Annotated in this window: 18 protein-coding genes, 1 riboswitch and 1 other annotated feature; of the genes, 2 read left to right on the forward strand and 16 right to left on the reverse strand. The window is 36.5% G+C overall.

The window, feature by feature from the left end; genetic code table 11:
• Position 1: 1 nt before the first annotated feature.
• From C568_RS0106125 to gltP, 7 genes are all read right to left on the reverse strand, one after another.
• Positions 2–1,054, reverse strand: a complete 1,053-nt coding sequence (locus C568_RS0106125) for a sensor histidine kinase (RefSeq protein WP_003196236.1) — start codon at positions 1,052–1,054, stop codon at positions 2–4.
• Positions 1,054–1,794 carry a cell wall-active antibiotics response protein LiaF gene (gene liaF / locus C568_RS0106130; RefSeq protein ID WP_018781008.1) on the reverse strand — a complete coding sequence of 247 codons (741 nt, stop codon included), beginning with the start codon at positions 1,792–1,794 and terminating at the stop codon, positions 1,054–1,056. Before liaF ends, C568_RS0106125 begins: the two co-directional genes overlap by 1 nt.
• 108 nt (positions 1,795–1,902) lie before the next feature.
• Complete coding sequence (locus C568_RS0106135; RefSeq protein ID WP_003196232.1) at positions 1,903–2,565, reverse strand: PspA/IM30 family protein; 663 nt, start codon at positions 2,563–2,565, stop codon at positions 1,903–1,905.
• Positions 2,566–2,609: 44 nt separating this feature from the next.
• Entirely contained in the window at positions 2,610–2,966 is a 357-nt protein-coding gene (locus C568_RS0106140) for a lmo0954 family membrane protein (protein WP_006094181.1), read from the reverse strand.
• Between the two features lie 200 nt (positions 2,967–3,166).
• Complete coding sequence (locus C568_RS0106145) at positions 3,167–4,483, reverse strand: Na+/H+ antiporter NhaC family protein (RefSeq protein WP_006094179.1); 1,317 nt, start codon at positions 4,481–4,483, stop codon at positions 3,167–3,169.
• 94 nt (positions 4,484–4,577) lie between these two features.
• A riboswitch (SAM riboswitch) is annotated at positions 4,578–4,682 on the reverse strand.
• Between the two features lie 150 nt (positions 4,683–4,832).
• Complete coding sequence (locus C568_RS0106150; RefSeq protein WP_018781009.1) at positions 4,833–5,351, reverse strand: DUF402 domain-containing protein; 519 nt, start codon at positions 5,349–5,351, stop codon at positions 4,833–4,835.
• A 65-nt stretch (positions 5,352–5,416) separates the two neighbouring features.
• Positions 5,417–6,688, reverse strand: coding sequence for a glutamate/aspartate:proton symporter GltP (gltP, locus tag C568_RS0106155; RefSeq protein WP_003196226.1), 1,272 nt, complete (start codon positions 6,686–6,688; stop codon positions 5,417–5,419).
• Positions 6,689–7,185: 497 nt separating this feature from the next.
• Between gltP and C568_RS0106160 the strand changes: the two genes are divergently transcribed.
• Together C568_RS0106160 and C568_RS34610 are read left to right on the forward strand one after the other, a co-directional pair.
• Positions 7,186–8,427, forward strand: a complete 1,242-nt coding sequence (locus C568_RS0106160) for a murein hydrolase activator EnvC family protein (protein ID WP_018764227.1) — start codon at positions 7,186–7,188, stop codon at positions 8,425–8,427.
• Positions 8,428–8,633: 206 nt separating this feature from the next.
• The gene (locus C568_RS34610; RefSeq protein WP_006094174.1) at positions 8,634–8,798 is read left to right on the forward strand and encodes a hypothetical protein; all 165 of its coding nucleotides are present in this window, start codon (positions 8,634–8,636) and stop codon (positions 8,796–8,798) included.
• Between the two features lie 84 nt (positions 8,799–8,882).
• Here C568_RS34610 and C568_RS0106170 read toward each other — a convergent pair whose 3' ends face one another.
• From C568_RS0106170 to C568_RS0106210, 9 genes are all read right to left on the reverse strand, one after another.
• Positions 8,883–10,241, reverse strand: a complete 1,359-nt coding sequence (locus C568_RS0106170) for a sodium-dependent transporter (protein ID WP_018764225.1) — start codon at positions 10,239–10,241, stop codon at positions 8,883–8,885.
• A 111-nt stretch (positions 10,242–10,352) separates the two neighbouring features.
• Positions 10,353–10,598 (reverse strand) — a binding site (T-box leader).
• Between the two features lie 176 nt (positions 10,599–10,774).
• Positions 10,775–11,392, reverse strand: coding sequence for an NAD(P)-binding protein (locus C568_RS0106175; protein ID WP_018781010.1), 618 nt, complete (start codon positions 11,390–11,392; stop codon positions 10,775–10,777).
• Positions 11,367–12,119, reverse strand: a complete 753-nt coding sequence (locus C568_RS0106180; RefSeq protein ID WP_006094168.1) for a sirohydrochlorin chelatase — start codon at positions 12,117–12,119, stop codon at positions 11,367–11,369. Before C568_RS0106180 ends, C568_RS0106175 begins: the two co-directional genes overlap by 26 nt.
• A 1-nt stretch (position 12,120) precedes the next feature.
• A complete protein-coding gene (cobA, locus tag C568_RS0106185; RefSeq protein WP_018781011.1) occupies positions 12,121–12,897 on the reverse strand; it encodes a uroporphyrinogen-III C-methyltransferase in 777 nt (258 codons plus the stop codon).
• 249 nt (positions 12,898–13,146) lie between these two features.
• Positions 13,147–13,359, reverse strand: a complete 213-nt coding sequence (locus tag C568_RS0106190; RefSeq protein WP_006094165.1) for a DUF3906 family protein — start codon at positions 13,357–13,359, stop codon at positions 13,147–13,149.
• An 11-nt stretch (positions 13,360–13,370) separates the two neighbouring features.
• The gene (locus tag C568_RS0106195) at positions 13,371–14,993 is read right to left on the reverse strand and encodes a nitrite/sulfite reductase (RefSeq protein ID WP_018781012.1); all 1,623 of its coding nucleotides are present in this window, start codon (positions 14,991–14,993) and stop codon (positions 13,371–13,373) included.
• An 11-nt stretch (positions 14,994–15,004) separates the two neighbouring features.
• The gene (gene cysC / locus C568_RS0106200; RefSeq protein WP_018781013.1) at positions 15,005–15,598 is read right to left on the reverse strand and encodes an adenylyl-sulfate kinase; all 594 of its coding nucleotides are present in this window, start codon (positions 15,596–15,598) and stop codon (positions 15,005–15,007) included.
• Positions 15,599–15,610: 12 nt separating this feature from the next.
• The gene (sat, locus tag C568_RS0106205) at positions 15,611–16,747 is read right to left on the reverse strand and encodes a sulfate adenylyltransferase (protein ID WP_018781014.1); all 1,137 of its coding nucleotides are present in this window, start codon (positions 16,745–16,747) and stop codon (positions 15,611–15,613) included.
• A 45-nt stretch (positions 16,748–16,792) separates the two neighbouring features.
• Positions 16,793–17,497 (reverse strand): phosphoadenylyl-sulfate reductase, encoded by a 705-nt coding sequence (locus tag C568_RS0106210; RefSeq protein WP_006094159.1) that lies wholly within the window; start codon positions 17,495–17,497, stop codon positions 16,793–16,795.
• Positions 17,498–17,508: the final 11 nt, after the last annotated feature.

Here is a 17,508-nt window from a genome sequence, read left to right on the forward strand (position 1 = left end):
GCTACTCCCCCTCTCTCTCTATTATAATTGGTACTTTCACTTCAATTTGTGTACCTTTATTCGGAAAACTTAGTACCTTTAGTGTTCCACCAATTTCATGAACACGCTCTTGAATAGACCTCAGACCATATGATCCAGCTTTATTGACACCTACTTCAAACCCAACACCATCATCAATGATTTTTAAAATTGCATATTGATCGATTTGACGAAGACGAACTTCTGTTTTCTTTGCCTTCGCATGCCGTAACGTATTGGATAAAGCTTCTTGCACAATACGGAATAAATGATCTTCCACACCTTTTTTCAATTGAATTGGCTCAATCAACCATTCAATTTTCATATGCTGTTTTCTTGAAAGCTCTGTTAGTAACTCTTCTATACCTTCTGTTAATTTTTTACCTTCAAGTTGTACAGGACGTAAATGAAGCAGCAATGCTCTCATTTCTGATTGTGCATTTACGACCATATTTTCCACAAGCTGCAATTGCTTTTTTGTTGTTTCTGGAATTTGAGCCACCTGTTCATTAATAGCTGACATCATCATAGACATTGCAAAAAGCTGCTGACTCACTGAATCATGCAGTTCTCTAGCTAATCGATGCCTTTCTTGAGAAATAGCTTCTTGTCTCATCTCTTCATTCCAATGAGCTCGTTCATTCGTTACTTTTTGAAATAATCCGGCTTGTTCCTCTAATCGCTTAGCAAGCGCAATTACCTTTCTCTCTACTTCATGAAATTCATCCTCTGCAGTAAACGAAACGTCTTTTGGAAAATTACCTCGCTCTACTTCAAATAAAAAAGTATTTAAACCTTGAATACGCTGCTGCATATAGTAACCAATTGCATATCCAACAATTCCTCCAATAAGAAGACTTGTGCTCATAATGAACAAGCTAATTGGAACAGAAGCAATGGATTCTTTCCACAATAAATCGTATACATCTTCTCTACTTTTCCATACATATACAATCGTACAAATAATTGCAATACTAACAGAAGATAACATAGAGTAACGAATATACATCCATGAAATATTCTTTTGCTTTTTCATTATACTTTCCTCACTTCCGTATCGCCTACGACAAGCGAAGAAATTATTTTAATACGCCGAGGAGCTTCCCTATACTGTTCTGTTTTGAATGTAACATTTCGATTAAATCCTGTCTCTTCATGTCCTGGAAGTAATACTCTACCAACAATAACAGAATGATTTAAAGATAATTCAATATCGTACGGAACATACAAACGAATGTTACCAATAACGCCACGAATAACGATAATCGTTTCTCCTTCAGGAATCATCGCCGTCGTCAAGTCAATTTCAACATCACCGACTCCGTACTGGACATTAATATCCTCTAATTCATAAATATGATCCATCATTCTTACGTTACCTACCATCATATTTTTAAGATATGGTTCTGTACGATAGATTTGTTTTTCTTCATCTATATATCCTTTTTCCTTAATTTCTACCTGTACAGTTTTTGGCTTCTGCTGTCCTTGTATAAGCTGATAACCGATGAAAGCTAAGCAAGTAACTACAACAAGTACGAAGGCTGCTGATGAAAACAGGAAGAATAAAAAAATAAGTCCTCCGACAAATAAAAACACATTACCTCTCACATAGCGATTCTTTTTCCGATAATGTCTTCCGAACATAATCATAATAAATGCAAAAATAAGAGCACCCGGTTCAAAATGTCCGAGAATCATATCAAGAAAAAGACCAAATCCAAATATGATGAGGAGCATCCCCACTAGTTGTGATTTTGAAAATTGTTTCTTCATTTCAGCTCCCCTCCTTCTTGTCACATATAAATAGAAGAAAAAGGTATTGCTTTCCAACACCTTTTCTTCTATCACTATATCATAAGCTCGTTTTATAATGTACTACAATTATTTTGTTACTTCTTTTGTTAAGGATACTTCATCCTTTTCTTTCATTTCACGCTCAAGCTTTGCAATTTTCATATCAAATGTATCACGCTCATGATCTTCATTCATGCGAAGTTCTAAATCACGAATGTGATCTTCAATTTCTTCAAATCGTAAGAATGGGTTGTTCTCATCCATTTTATGAAGAGCTGTATTCATGCGACGGTTCGCATGAGCCATGTTTTCACGTGCCATTAATTCCATACGCTTTGCATTCATTTCTTTTAGTTTATTTTTCATTTCAGAAAGACGTCGTTCTAACTCATCAATTTGCTCCACTACACCTGCATACATTTCTTCTAGTCGAGCTACTTGCCCTTCATAATATGCTACTTCTTCTAATGCACGTTCATGCAATTGCATTTCCCCTGCTTCTTGTGCAATTATCGCCTGTTTTGATCGCTTATTTACGAAATAACGAGCCTGCTCAAGTTCACGAGCAAAATTAGATTTTAGTGTTTTATGACGCTGAATTAATTTTTCAATTTTTGTTACTTCACGCTCGCTATCGCGTAAATATTGATTTAACATAGCGATTGGATTTTTTCTTTCTTTCTCATCTAAAACATTATGAAAATCTGCTAAAATTGCATCGCGTACACGTCCGAATAAAGATTGTTTCATTATAATCTTCCTCTCTTCTACTTTATGATTTAAATTGTTTTATATTAGTTTTTCATTAACTTGTTCCACTCATCTTCAAAGTTGCTATATCGTTTAGAGCCTTCTGAAGCAGAATCAACTACTACATCTTTTTCTTTTTTCCACTCACGGTATCCATAGTATAGAACTACTAATGCTACGATACCGATTAATGCTGGGGAATGGGAAAGGGCAATTGACAAGCCGATTAAACCGCCAATACCCCAAACTAACTTTCCAAAAAATGATTGTGCTCGCACAAATGATTTATAGCTCCAGTACACAATCCCTGCTCCAATTGCGAATCCTACAATACCAGCAAGACTACCAAGAGCAATCAAAGCCAAAATACCGGCCGCGATAAACGCTAAAAATTGTTTCATCTTGTGCTTGCCTCCCTTCGATTTGATACTCTTATCTTAACTATTTTTTTGACTTTCCATAACGAGCTTAAGAACCGTTTTCGAATCAGACTTAAGACCTATTCCGGGTCAGCCCTACATTAAGATGCATATAAAGTTAAACAAAGCGTATATACGCTTCATAAAGAAAAGAGGATGCCTTATATAAGACATCCTCTTCTTTACGCTGTTTTATGATATTCTTTTTTTTCCGCTACCTTCGAAAACCGCGGAAAACCAATTAAAATGGAGACTATACCACATACTCCAACTAAAATTGGATAAAACGCATATGGTAACAGTTCAATTGGAGATAATGCGGCAAATCCTGCTGCTGTTAACATTTGTGCACCGTACGGAATTAATCCTTGTATGCAGCAAGAGAAAAGATCTAACACACTCGCTGATTTTCGTGGATCAATTTCATATTGATCGGCAATATTTTTTGCAAGCGGTCCTGTGAAAATAATAGAAATTGTGTTATTCGCTGTACACATATTCGTCATACTCACTAAACCGGCGATTCCAAACTCCGCGCCTTTTTTCGAACGAATATTACGTGTTAATATATCCATTAAATATTGAATACCACCATTATATTGAATGAGTTCAACCATTCCACCGATTAAAATTGCTAGTAATACTAACTCCATCATACCGCCAATGCCAGTCGTTACACTTTTAAAGAAACTCGCTAATGTATAACTTCCATCTATTAGGCCGATAATGCCAGATAATACAGTTCCACCTGTTAATACGATGAGCACATTCCATCCAAGCAACGCTGTAACAAGTACACCTGCGTATGGTAAAATTTTCACCCAATCAAACATATGAGCTTTAATTTCTGTATGATTCCCTAATGTAATAACTACTAATAGTACAATCGTTATAATTGCAGCTGGCAGTACAATTAAAAAGTTCGTTTTAAACTTATCTTTCATTTCTGTTCCTTGCGAACGAACAGCTGCAATTGTCGTGTCAGAAATAAATGATAGATTGTCACCAAACATTGCCCCACCGACAACTGTTGCCATCGTTAACGCAATAGAAATATCTGTTTGCTGGCTAATCCCTACAGCAATTGGTGCTAACGCTGCAATAGTTCCCATCGAAGTTCCCATCGCTAGTGAAATAAAGGCCCCTATAACAAAAATCCCAGCAACGATAAACCCTTGCGGTAAAATAGACAGTGCTAAATTAACTGTAGAGTCAACTCCACCCATTCCTTTTGCTGTTTCAGAAAACGCACCAGCAAGTACAAAAATCAACACCATAATCATAATATCCGGATTACCAGCCCCTTTGGCAAACCGTTCAACTTTCACTGTAAAGCTTTCCTTACGATTCATCACTAACGCTGTTCCTACAGCTATTAAAATCGCAACAAGTATCGGCAATTTATAGAAATCACCTGTAATAATGCCAGAACCAATAAATAGCCCCAAAAATATTCCAAGCGGTAATAACGCCAAACCATTCCCTCTCGTTTGTTTCAAAATAACATCTCTCCCTATTTCTAAACCTTTTCTATTCAATAACAAAAGACCTCTTCCGAAAAGAAGAGGTCTTATAATTCTATAAGAAACACTCTCCTCATCTTTCAAGCACATGCTTGCTGGATTTGGCACAGCACTCCATCGTGAGTCCGCTGCCGAGGCATCGTAGGGCCAGTCCCTCCGCCTCTCTTTATAAGAAGGTTTCATATTTTATTTTTAATAATAATTTCTTTCCTAACTTTACTCGCTTACAAATCAAAAGTCAATTATTATTTGTATAAAAACAGTTGGTATTTTTTTGATATTTATACAAAAACACGAATAAATCAGCATAAAGAAAGGAAAATAGTCATTTTAATTTTTGAATTTCTTTTTCTAAAATTGCAATCCAAGGAAGCTTTTCTTTTTCAATTTCCTCCATAAGCCATTTGGCCGTATCCCACGCTACATTATGTTCTTCTTCAGAAATATCTCCAGCTATATACGCTTCTTCTAATTCATCTTCATCCAGTAAATATACCTCACCGTTAGGTAATAACACTACATCCAAATATAAATCGTCGAAATAGGGCATACCTCGCCCATCTATTCTAAATTTTTTTGCCACATCAATATAATACTGCACTAAGTTCTTCTTTTCATCGAGCATAGCTGTAATCGCAAAGTTCTTATCATTTATAAAATACTGCACCCATGTGTATCCATCATTTACAATGCAAAGTTCTTGATTATTATATTGCTTGTAACTAGGCTCTGTCACTTTGGGCGTATGCAGTATCCCTAACATTCCTTGCTCTATGATCTTCACTTCATATGTTTTCTCTATTAGCCGTTCCCAGGACGAACCATCTCCGTATTTCCGTTTCATTATTCTCTCTCCTTTACTATGCAAAAAAGCCCCCACATCTTATGTGAGGGCTTTTACGACAATTATTACGCTGCTTGTTTCTCTGAAATCTCTTTTAAATAGGCTTGTCCTTTTGCATCGTCATATTGACCTTCCCACTTAGACATAACAACAGCTGCTAAAGAGTTACCTACAACGTTAACTGCTGTACGAGCCATATCTAAAATACGGTCAATACCTGCGATAAATGCTAAACCTTCTGCTGGAATACCTACTGTACCAAGTGTCGCTAATAGTACAACGAATGATACTCCTGGTACACCGGCAATCCCTTTAGATGTAACCATTAATACAAGTAATAATGTAATTTGTTGTGTAATGGATAAATCAATACCGTACATTTGCGCTAAGAAAATTGCCGCAATCGCTTGGTATAGCGTCGATCCATCTAAGTTAAACGAGTAACCAGTTGGAATAACGAAAGATGTAATTGCTTTCGGACAACCGAATTTCTCCATTTTCTCCATCAGTTTCGGTAAAACCGTTTCTGAGCTCGCAGTAGAATACGCTAAAATCAGCTCATCTTTTAAAATTTTGAAGAATTGGAAAATATTAATCCTGAATAATTTTGCCGTAAGTCCTAATACAACTACGACGAAGAAAATCATGGATCCATAAACGACGATTACTAATTTCCCTAACGGAATTAATGAAGCTAAACCAAATGTAGAAACTGTAACACCGATTAATGCGAATACACCAAATGGTGCGAACTTCATAACTTGGTTTGTTACGTAAAACATTGCATCTGCTACGCCTTGGAAAAATTGAAGAACCGGTCGTCCTCTTTCACCAACCGCCGCAACTCCTAAACCAAATAGTACAGAGAAGAAAATAATGGCAAGCATATCGCCATCAACCAATGATTTCATAATATTCGTCGGAACGATATTTACAAATGTATCTGCAAACGAATGACTTTGCACTTGAGCTGTCGTTTCTGCATATTTAGAAATATCAGTCTTTGTTAATTGATCCATATTCACGCCTTTTCCTGGTTGAAAAATATTCGCTACCAGTAGGCCAACAACAATCGCAATCGTTGTAATAATTTCGAAGTAAATAATTGTCTTTCCGCCTAATCGACCTAGCTTTTTAACATCACCAACTCCTGCAACCCCAACAATGATGCTCGCTACGACGATTGGTACAACAATCATTTTAATTAATCGGATGAAAATATCACCAATTGGTTTTAAGTATCCTACCACTGTGCTATCGCCATAAAAAATCGCCCCAACTGCAATACCAAGCGCAAGACCTATTAAAATTTGCCATGCAAGTCCTATCCTTTTCATACTTGCTGCAACCCCCTTCTTAGATGCATTAACTCTCCCCTTCTCTTGTTCTATGAAACTAAGAAATTAAGAGTATTACATATTATTCGACAATTCACTACATTTTGTCCCTGTTAAAAATCATAAATCAAAAAATGAAATCTGACAACAAAATAAATTTGTGTGAATACAAATAATTTTCTTGACAAAAATAAAACTCATGTCAGAAAACCTAACATGAGAACGATTCCTCACTATTCACTTATAGATTTTAAAACAAAGCTTTATTGTGTAAAATGAAATCATTTTTATTCATTTTATGTGCTGCTAAAATTAAAAAATTCGATTCTTAATACCAATTTCAACTTTACAATTAGACGACAAACTCTCCTAAAATATTCTTAATTCCGACAATACTTAGCAATTTTATAAAATTTTCTTTACAGTATGATTACAACAATAGACACCCTTCTTCTTCTTATGATATATACATTCATAGGGAAAGGAGCTAGACAACAATGAAAAAATTTGCAACTTTCAGCGTTTTAGCAGCAGGAACTATTTTTGTTTCTCCGTTACTTTCACCAGTACACGCGGAAACAAATCAAGATAAATTATCTACAATTGAATCAGAATTAGAAGGACAACAAAGCGACTTACAAAATAAATCAGCAGAGAAAGAACAAATTGAAAAAGAAATACAAGAATTACAAAAAAAGATTGATGAACTAACTATTTCTATTAATAAAAATGAAGCTGATTTAAATGATACAAAGAAAGAAATTAGCAAGACTCAACAAGTCATTGCTGAGAAAAAGAAACATATTGAGCAATTACAAATCAACATAGATACACGTCAAGATGTCATTAAACAACGACTGCAATCTATGCAAGAAAAACCTCGCACAAATATCATTACGGAAGTGTTAACAAATTCAAATAACATCGCAGATCTTGTTGACAATATATATTCCGTAAGTTTGATTTTAAATAATGATACCGATATTGTAAAAAAACAAACAAGTGATCAAGAGGCTGTAACAGCAGAAAAAGAGGCTGTTGAGAAAAAGGAACAGCAATTAGAGGAATCCAAACAAAAATTAGAACATAAGCAACAAGAATTGCAAGCGAATCAACAGCAGCAACAAGCGCTCATTAACGATTTACATACGAAAGTATCCAAAGTAGATTCTGAGATTGAGGGATTAGAAGAATCGAAAAGCATTTTAGAAAATCAACGACAAGCGGTTCAAAAAGCAATTGAAGAAGAAAAACGAGCGGAAGAAGCTCGTAAAGCTGAAGAGGCACGCAAGGCAGAGGACGCAAAAAAACAATCTGCACCAACACCGCAAGATACGAACAAAGGTGGATTTATTAAGCCAGCCGCTGGTTCAAAAACTTCTGGATTCGGCGCTCGTTCCCTAGATAATCATAAAGGCATTGATATCGCAGCCGCTGGAACAGTTCCAATTATCGCCGCTGCAGACGGTGTTGTTATTCGTTCCGAATTATCATCCAGTTATGGAAACGTCGTTTACTTATCACATCGTATAAACGGAAAAACTTATACAACAGTATATGCTCATATGAGCAGCCGTTCTGTATCTAATGGACAAACTGTAAAACAAGGTCAACAATTAGGATTTATGGGAAACACCGGTCAATCTTTCGGACAACATTTACATTTTGAACTTCATATTGGCGAATGGAACGTGGGTAAAACAAATGCAGTTGATCCTTCTAGTTATATCGGATTATAAAGTGAAACTTTAATCATTGTTTTTTCCTCCGCATGTGGAAATTTTGAGGCATGGGTTTTACTGGCGGATAAATAGAAGACTCGGTACATACCGAGTCTTCTATTTATCCCGAAAGCAATGGTTTTGTCCCCAAAATTATTTTTAACACTTTATAGGCATTTTACATAAACTAAAACAAAATGCCTATTCATCTAGGGGGGATACACATGAATACAGAACAACAAGCAGAACTACAAGAAGCCCAAGAAACATATGTTGGCCGATTATTTACGCTTGGTAGTGCGATCCTATTTTTAATTGGTTCCGTTATATCAATTGCTACAGCTTATAAAACATATACTCGTTTATTAAAAACATCTGCATCACAATAAATTGAAACTTTAATCAGCGAGAGTATTACTGTCCGTGAATAGCGGGATAAAATAAAAAAGGCAGGGGAATCTCCCCTCGCCTTTTTATTTTGCAAACATCTTAAATATACCAATTGCATTTAAAAATACGATTACTACTGTAATTGGAATTATATAACGTAGTAAGAAAAACCAAATGTTAAATAATGTTTTTCCCTTTGTTTCTGTAACTTCTAATTCTTTCATTAGTAAATCTTTACTCATTTTATTCGGTACAAACAATGAAATTGCTAGTACCCCTAACGGCAGCAATACATTACTTACCGTAAAGTCCACTAAGTCAAAAAATGTTTTTCCGAAAACTTTTACATCACTCATAATTCCAAATGATAGTGCAGATGGAATTCCAACCGCAAAAATTAGTAATCCAATAACAAATGATGCCGAAGGACGTTTTTTCTCATTATCTTTCGCTACAGATGCAACAACAATTTCAAGCATCGAGATTGCAGAAGTTAAGGTTGCAAAGAAGAATAAAATTAAAAACATAATAAAGAAAAATTGTCCGAATGGTATTTTCGCAAATACAGCTGGAAGAATAATGAACAATAAACCTGGTCCTTCTGTCGGTTTAACCCCTAATGCGAAAATCGCCGGGAAAATTGCTAGTCCCGCAAGCACTGTAATAAAAATCGTTAAGCTTACAATTGATGTTGCTGATTTCGCTAAATGCTCCTCTTTCTTTAAGTATGAGCTGTATGTTACCATTACCGAAGCACCTACTGTTAGTGAAAAGAAAGATTGTCCCATCGCATATAAAATCGTATCGGCTGTTAGCTTTGAAAAATCCGGTTTTAAGAAAAACTCTACACCAGCCCATGCACCATCAAGTGTAAGAGCACGAATAATAATAGCAATAAACAAAATAAATAATAGCGGCATCATATACTTACTTGCCTTTTCGATTCCTTTTTCTACACCTTTACTTACAACAAAAATAGTACAAAGCATAAAGATTAACTGAGCACCTACTGCGCTAGCAGGATTCGAAATTGTTTGTTCAAACAATTTTCCATATTCAACTGCCCCACTCCAAAAGCTTCCTGTCACACTATAATATAAATATAATAAAATCCATCCACCTACGACGCTATAAAAGGATAATACACTAAAACAAGTGACAACACCCATACGACCAATCCATGGATATAATTTACTATTTGGTACTAACAATTTATATGCAGTAACCGCTTCTTTTTGTGTACTACGACCAATAACAAACTCTGCTAAAAGAAGAGGCATACCAATAAATAAAGTTAATAATAAGAAGACTAGAAAAAACGCTCCCCCTCCGCCATTACCTGCAACGTACGGAAACTTCCATATCGCTCCAAGTCCTACTGCGGCTCCGGCTGCTGCGAGTACAAAACCTATTTTCGATGTCCATTGCTGTGTTTCTTTCATTGTAAATTCTCCTTTTCTGAACATTTCCACTTTTCTTAATTATACACTTTCATTTCATACTCGCACACCTCCTTTAGAAAATAAAAAAGCCCCCTACACGCTACTATGCATGTAGAGGACGATATATGTAATAATACCGTGGTACCACCTCGATTGGATTAAACAATCCCACTTGTTCAGGTACAGGAAAAATTCCGATACCCTATCCTTGTAACGGCGGAACCCGGGGTGCCTACTAAATAGTTCAGCATACCTCTCGCAAGCCCATTCTGTATATTTTATCGTACCAGGCTCACACCTTATCCCAGCTCTCTGAACGCATCAAATATACGTACTCTTCTTGCTCATCGATTTCATCTATTGAAGTTACTTGTGATTATAGAGTAGATTGCTATATTTGTAAAGAGGAATTTAATTTGTCCGGCTATATAAAAGGATCTGACCGCTTCTACGCATGGCCGGATGCTCTCTTCCACCTAAAAAGAAAGGTTTATCTCAGTTTTTCAATTTATATTTTAAGCAATACGTGTATTCTATTCTACACATACTCTTTCAGCTAACTCTTGTAAAAACCTTCCTCTTTTCTGCTGGTTTCGAATATACTCAAGCTTCAACACTTCTTGCAATAAAATATTCTGTTGTCTTTTTTCTAGTCGTAATTGTTTCACCTTCATCCTTACTTCATATAAGAAATCAAGATAGTCTTCATATGTCTCATCATATTTCATCGCAATATCATCCCGAATTTTTTTCGCAAGTTTTGGACTTGCACCTCCAGTAGAAACGGCAACATTGAGCTTTCCTCTATGCATAGTTGCTGGAAAATGAACATTTCCACTTTCAGGATTAGTAATCACATTCACAAGCTGGTTTAATGATGCATCTTGTGCAATATGCTCATTTAATATTGCATCACTTGTAGCTGCTACTACTAAAAATGCATCTTCTAGATCACTTTTTTCATAGTCTTTTTGAAACCAGTGAATTTTCTTTGATTCTACAAGCTTCATTAAACTCTTATCTAAACCACGACTCACTACTACTATATTCGCTCCTTCTTTTAGTAAAGGCGCGATTTTATATGATGCCACTCGGCCACCACCAATGACAACAACTCGTTTATTTCTAATTCGAACTGTAAGTGGGTACACGCTCATCTCCCCTTAAAATTTCTTCCGTTTTCTGAATCAACATTTCTTGAAATACATGATTTTTCCCCAAATAAGGACATACATGTATACTCGAATAACTATAATTGCGAACCTCTCGTTCAATATGTTTCATTAACAATCCTGTAAATAGTAGGTAAGGAAGAACAACGATGTTCTCATTAGCTCGGTTTACAACTGCTTTTAACTTTTCCTCAAATCGCGGCTCCGCTGCAGCTAAATAACATACTTCTACCTTTCCAACTTTCTCTTCTTGTTCAAACAAAAAAGCAATACGCTTAATACCTTGTAACGTCTCAGGATCACTACTCCCCCTTGCAACAAGCAATAGGGTCACTTCATTTTCATACTCTTTAATGCCACTTCCCTTATACGCAGCCGATACGAGTGATTCCGAAACACCAAACGGATTCCCGTAAGTCATTACAATGTGAGGATATTTATTTTTCATTTTTTTTAACTCATTTGGGATATCTTCTTTCACATGCCCTGCTGCTAATAAAAAGACCGGAACAACAACAATTTCTGTTGCGCCTCTTCTTACGCAAGCAGCAAAGCCTTCTGAAATAAAAGGCTTTGCTAACTCTAAAAAACATAGCTCTTGAATAGGAGCTGATACACGATTCATACAAGAAGAAACAAAGTCTATCGCTTCCTCTTTCGCCTCTCGCAACCTACTTCCATGGCATATATATAACACAGCTTTCATTTTATAACACTCCGCTTACTGGATACGTAATGTCAGCCTGGCGTTCAAACCAATGAATTTTTTCACGAAAACGAACAACTTCTCCAATCACAATCATACTCGGATTTTGAATCCACTCTTTTCCAGCAATCGTTACAATTGTTCCTAACGTTCCTGTAATGGTTCGCTGAGATGATGTAGTTCCCCACTCCACAATAGCAACTGGCGTATCTTCTCCTTTTCCATGTTTCAAAAGCTGTTCACATATATAAGGAAGATTGCTTACTCCCATATAAACAGCAAGCGTGTCAACACCTTTCGCTAAGCTTTCCCACTTCACTTCTTCTCCAGCCCCCTCTTTCCGATGCCCTGTCACAACAGCGAAACTTGCGCTCGCGTCCCGATGTGTAACAGGAATACCAGCATATGCTGAAGCAGCAATCCCAGCTGTAATACCAGGTACAATTTCAAACAGAATACCATGCTTTGCTAACGCTTCCGCTTCTTCACCACCTCTTCCGAATACAAATGGATCTCCACCTTTTAAACGGGTTACAATTTTTCCTTTTTTCGCATATTTAACAAGAAAAGCATGAATCGTTTCTTGTTTCATGGTGTGATAGTTTGGTAGCTTCCCACAATATATTAAGTCTGCATCTGACTTTGCATAAGAAAGTAATTCCTTATTTACAAGACGATCATATAAAATGACATCCGCTCGTTCGATACACTTTACCCCTTTTACAGAAATTAACTCTGGATCTCCCGGCCCCGCACCAACGATATATACTTTTCCCATCATCTCTCCTCATTTCTACTATAAGGTGAAACTTCCATCCCTATTACGAATAGAAGTTACTATATAAATCCATTTTGATTTTCCAACATATAAATCACTGCTATAAAGAACAAGAGGTAACCCGCACTCGTTTTCTCTCTTTGTTTTCACTCGACATGAGGCAAGAAGAGGAGCTGACCGCTGCTAGGCATGGTCGAATGCTCTCTCCCACCTAAAAAGAAAGGTTTGATATCGGTTTTTCAATTTGTATTACACTGTCTCCTGCTCATGAATGACAAATGCTGCACCTTTTCGAATCTTCTTCTTTTCATATAGAGAGATTTCCTTCACTTCTGGAAGCGGTAAAAAATACTTCTCTAATTCTACTTCCACAAGTTTAAAAGCCTGTTCTTCACTTTGCGCAACAACCACTACAGGAACAACACCATTTGCCAATACTGCTTCAAAACGATACAAATCCATATTGCTCCCTCCTAAGATGCAATCACTTCTTCTAAAATATGATTTAAGGCCCCTTGTAAATCTTCTATACCAACGCGTCCTACAAACTCATAAAATGTTTCAGCTGGCAGTTTATGTTCTTTAAAATATGTTAAAAACGATACAAGAACATTGGGAAGGTCTTCTCCATCAATCTTTCCTTTTAATTTTTGATTATAGACACCACCATCTAATAACGTACCACCTACATAAATTTCAAATGCTTCAACAATTCCTTTTTCTTTCGTTTTCAATTTCACCCCTTGCAAACCAATGTCCGCAATTTGTCTTTGTCCACATGAATTTGGACATCCTACCATATGAATACGAACCGGAACATCTAAAGCAAACTGTGTATCTAAATAATCTGCAATATTACGTAGTCTTTCTTTCGTTTCTACTAATGCAAGGTTACAATACTCAATACCTGTGCATGATACCGCATATCCGATGAAAGATTTTGGACTTGCAGAAATAGATTCAAATAAAGGTTCTTTTAACAGTCCTTCTACATTACCTTTCGGAACATTCGGAATAATGAGGTTTTGTGAGTTACATGTACGAATTTCACCATTTCCGTACTGTTTCGCAATTCTAGCAATTTCAAAGAACTCCTCAGAGTGTAAGCGACCAACCGGTACGTTAAAACCAACGTATGATAAATCCCCTTGTTTTTGCTTATGAACACCGTAGAAATATCCAGCATTCCATCCTTTTAAAGCACCCTTCCCCTTATCATGTAAATGTCCTGTATATTCTAATAATTTTTCTTTGAATTTTTCCGGTCCCCAATCCGCAACTAAGAATTTCAAACGTGCCAAATGTCGTTTTTCACGATATCCAAAATCACGGAAAACAGTAGCAATTGCAATCGCAACTGTTTTCACTTGCCCAGGAAGTATGAATAAATCTAGTTCTTGTGCTAAATACGGACGGGCAGATAACCCCCCGCCTACTCGTAAATGAAATCCCTCCACCGTTTTTCCATCCATCTCTTTTGTAGCCGGAATGAAGGCAGCACAGTTAATTTCAGCATTTGCTGCATTATATACGTTTGTACTGATCGACATTTTAAACTTTCGAGGTAAGTTTGAAAATTCTTCATTATGTTGAAAGAAATCATATACCTCTTTTACAATTGATGCTGTATCAAATAGTTCATCACCATCAATACCAGCAAGGGGGTTCCCAATAATATTTCTTGTAATATCACCACAAGCTCCCGCTGATGATAATCCTACTTTTTCTAAGCGGTTAAAAATATCTGGTATTTGACCAATTTCAAGCCAATGGAATTGAATCGCCTGTCTTGTAGTAATATCAAGAACATCACGACCATAATCTTCCGCAATTGAAGCCAATACCTCCACTTGTTCATTCGTTAAAATACCAGAAGGAATATTAACGCGCATCATAAAATACCCTGCCTCTTTTGGACGTTGTAAATATAACCCCGCCCACTTAAATGAATCCCACTCTTCTTTCGGAATAGAATCAAATCCATTTTCAGCATAATACGGAATAGCTTTAAAGATTTCTAAGCCATCTTTTTCTAATTTCTTTTTCTCTGTAGCATTTAACTTTTCATTGTTTGCCCACACTTTGTCATAACTCATTTTTATTCCCCCTATATAAAGCTACGCTCTTGTAAGTAACCGATGATTTGTTCTGCACATTGTTCAATCGAATAAAGCTGCGTTTCTACAACCACTTCTGCTCCAAACGGCTCTTCATATGGCGAATCAATGCCGGTAAATTGCTTAATATCACCTTGCCTCGCTTTTTTATAGAGCCCTTTCGGATCACGTTTCTCACATTCTTCTATTGGACACTTTACAAACACTTCGAGAAATTCGTCCTTTTCAAGAATATCCCTTACTTGCTGGCGATCCACTCGAAATGGAGAAATAAATGCTGTTAATACAATTGTCCCTTGATCTACAAATAACTTCGCCACTTCACCAATACGACGAATATTTTCTGTCCGATCACTTTCGGAAAATCCTAAATCTTTATTTAAACCATGACGAATATTATCGCCATCGAGTACATAATTACCAATATTTTTTTCAAATAATTTTCGGGCAACCGCATTTGCTACTGTTGATTTTCCAGAAGCTGATATACCTGTGAACCAAAGGACAAAACTGTGGTGACCACTTTTCTTTCGTCTTTCCTCTTTTAAAACAGATGCTGTATGCCAAGTGATATTTGTTTCCATCCTACTCTCTCCTTATTTTGTAACGACTTCTTTTTGTAAACCACGAATTAATATTTCTATAACTTCTTTACGGCTAAATTCACTTGGTGGAATTTCTCCATTTCGCAACATTTCTCTTACTTTCGTCCCTGATAAAATAACATGTTCTTCTTTACTGTGCGGACATGTTTTTGTAGAGGCCATCGCCTCACATTTTGTACAGTAAAAACTATGTTCAAAGAAGAGTGGTGCAATCCCTAACTCTTCTACTGTAAAATTCGTAAAAATCTCTTGCGCTTCGTACGTACCGTAATAATTCCCTACCCCAGCATGATCACGTCCCACAATGAAGTGTGTACAACCAAAGTTTTTTCTAACCAGTGCGTGAAATATCGCTTCACGTGGTCCCGCATAGCGCATTGCTGCTGGAAAAACACTTAAAAAGACACGGTCACTCGGATAATAATTTTTCAAAAGCACTTCATAACTTTCCATACGTACATCAGCTGGAATATCATCTGATTTCGTTTCACCAACGAGCGGATTTAAAAATAAGCCATCTACAATTTCCAGTGCAGACTTTTGAATATATTCATGTGCACGATGAACAGGATTTCTCGTTTGAAAACCTACCACTGTTTTCCAGCCACGTTTTGCAAACTCTGCACGTGTTTCACTTGGATCTAAATGATAAGAAGCAAACTTATCATTTTCAAAACGCTTCACAAGCGTAATTGTTCCTCCAACATAAACATTTGGTCGATCATATAACTTTTTCACACCTGGATGGGCAGTATCAGTCGTTTTATAAACAAGCAATGCTTCCTTGTCTTTATCCGGTGTAAAAATATCTTCTATTTGAATCACACCATATGTGGTCCTTTCTTTGACAAGACGAACCTCTTCACCAATTTTTAATTGCTTCGCCTTCTCTTCTGTTATTGGTAGTGTAATAGGTATACTCCATACATCACCACTTACTAAACGCATGTTTTCTATAACAGATTGATAATCTTTCTTCCCTAAAAATCCAGTAAGCGGGCTATAACCACCTATTGCAATAAGCTCTAAATCACTTAAAGCAATTTTGTCCAATTCAATTTCTTTTGTAATCCCCTTTATTTCATATGTTTCATCAATACGATTTACTAATATTTTGGTTTTACTCATTCCCCTGTCCGCCTCTTTCACATATATTTAAAATCAACCATGTCCTTATTGATCATGAAGGCCACATTCCGTTTTCATCTTTCCAGCCCATCGTCCATCCCTTGAATCTCGCCCCTCTCCCACAGGCAACGTACATTTTTCACACCCTATACTTGGGTAACCCATGTCGTGCAATGGATTATAAGGCAAATCATGCTTATATACATAACGCCACACTTCCTTCCACGTCCAATGAATAAGCGGACAAATTTTAATAGATTGGAAGCGGTGATCCTGATTTATAAACCTTGTATGTTTACGCGTTTCAGATTGTTCCCTTCTTAGCCCTGATATCCACGCTTTTCCATTCGATAAAGATTCTTCAAGTGATAAAATTTTCCTTAATTTACAACAAAGATTCGGATTATGTTCCCACAAACGATCCCCATGCTTTTTTGCTTGCTCCTCAAGTGTTAGCAAGGGTTGCTTTTCAATAATTTCAAGATCCGGAAACCTTTCGCGCACCCGTTTAATTAAATCGTATGTTTCTTGAAAATGAACGTTTGTATCTAAAAATACAACTTTTGCAGATGGATTTACTTGGTTTATAAGATGTAACAACACCATCCCCTCTACACCAAAGCTACATGCGTATACAATTTCATTTTCATAATGTTTATAGGCCCACTCTAATACTTGTAACGCTCCTTTTGTTTCATCTTTCTCAAAAAAAGAAACGAAATCCTCTTTCCACGTTTCATACGTCAGCATGTTCTCCCCCC

Origin of the sequence: Bacillus sp. 95MFCvi2.1, from assembly GCF_000374965.1 — a bacterium.
Taxonomy (GTDB): domain Bacteria; phylum Bacillota; class Bacilli; order Bacillales; family Bacillaceae_G; genus Bacillus_A; species Bacillus_A pseudomycoides.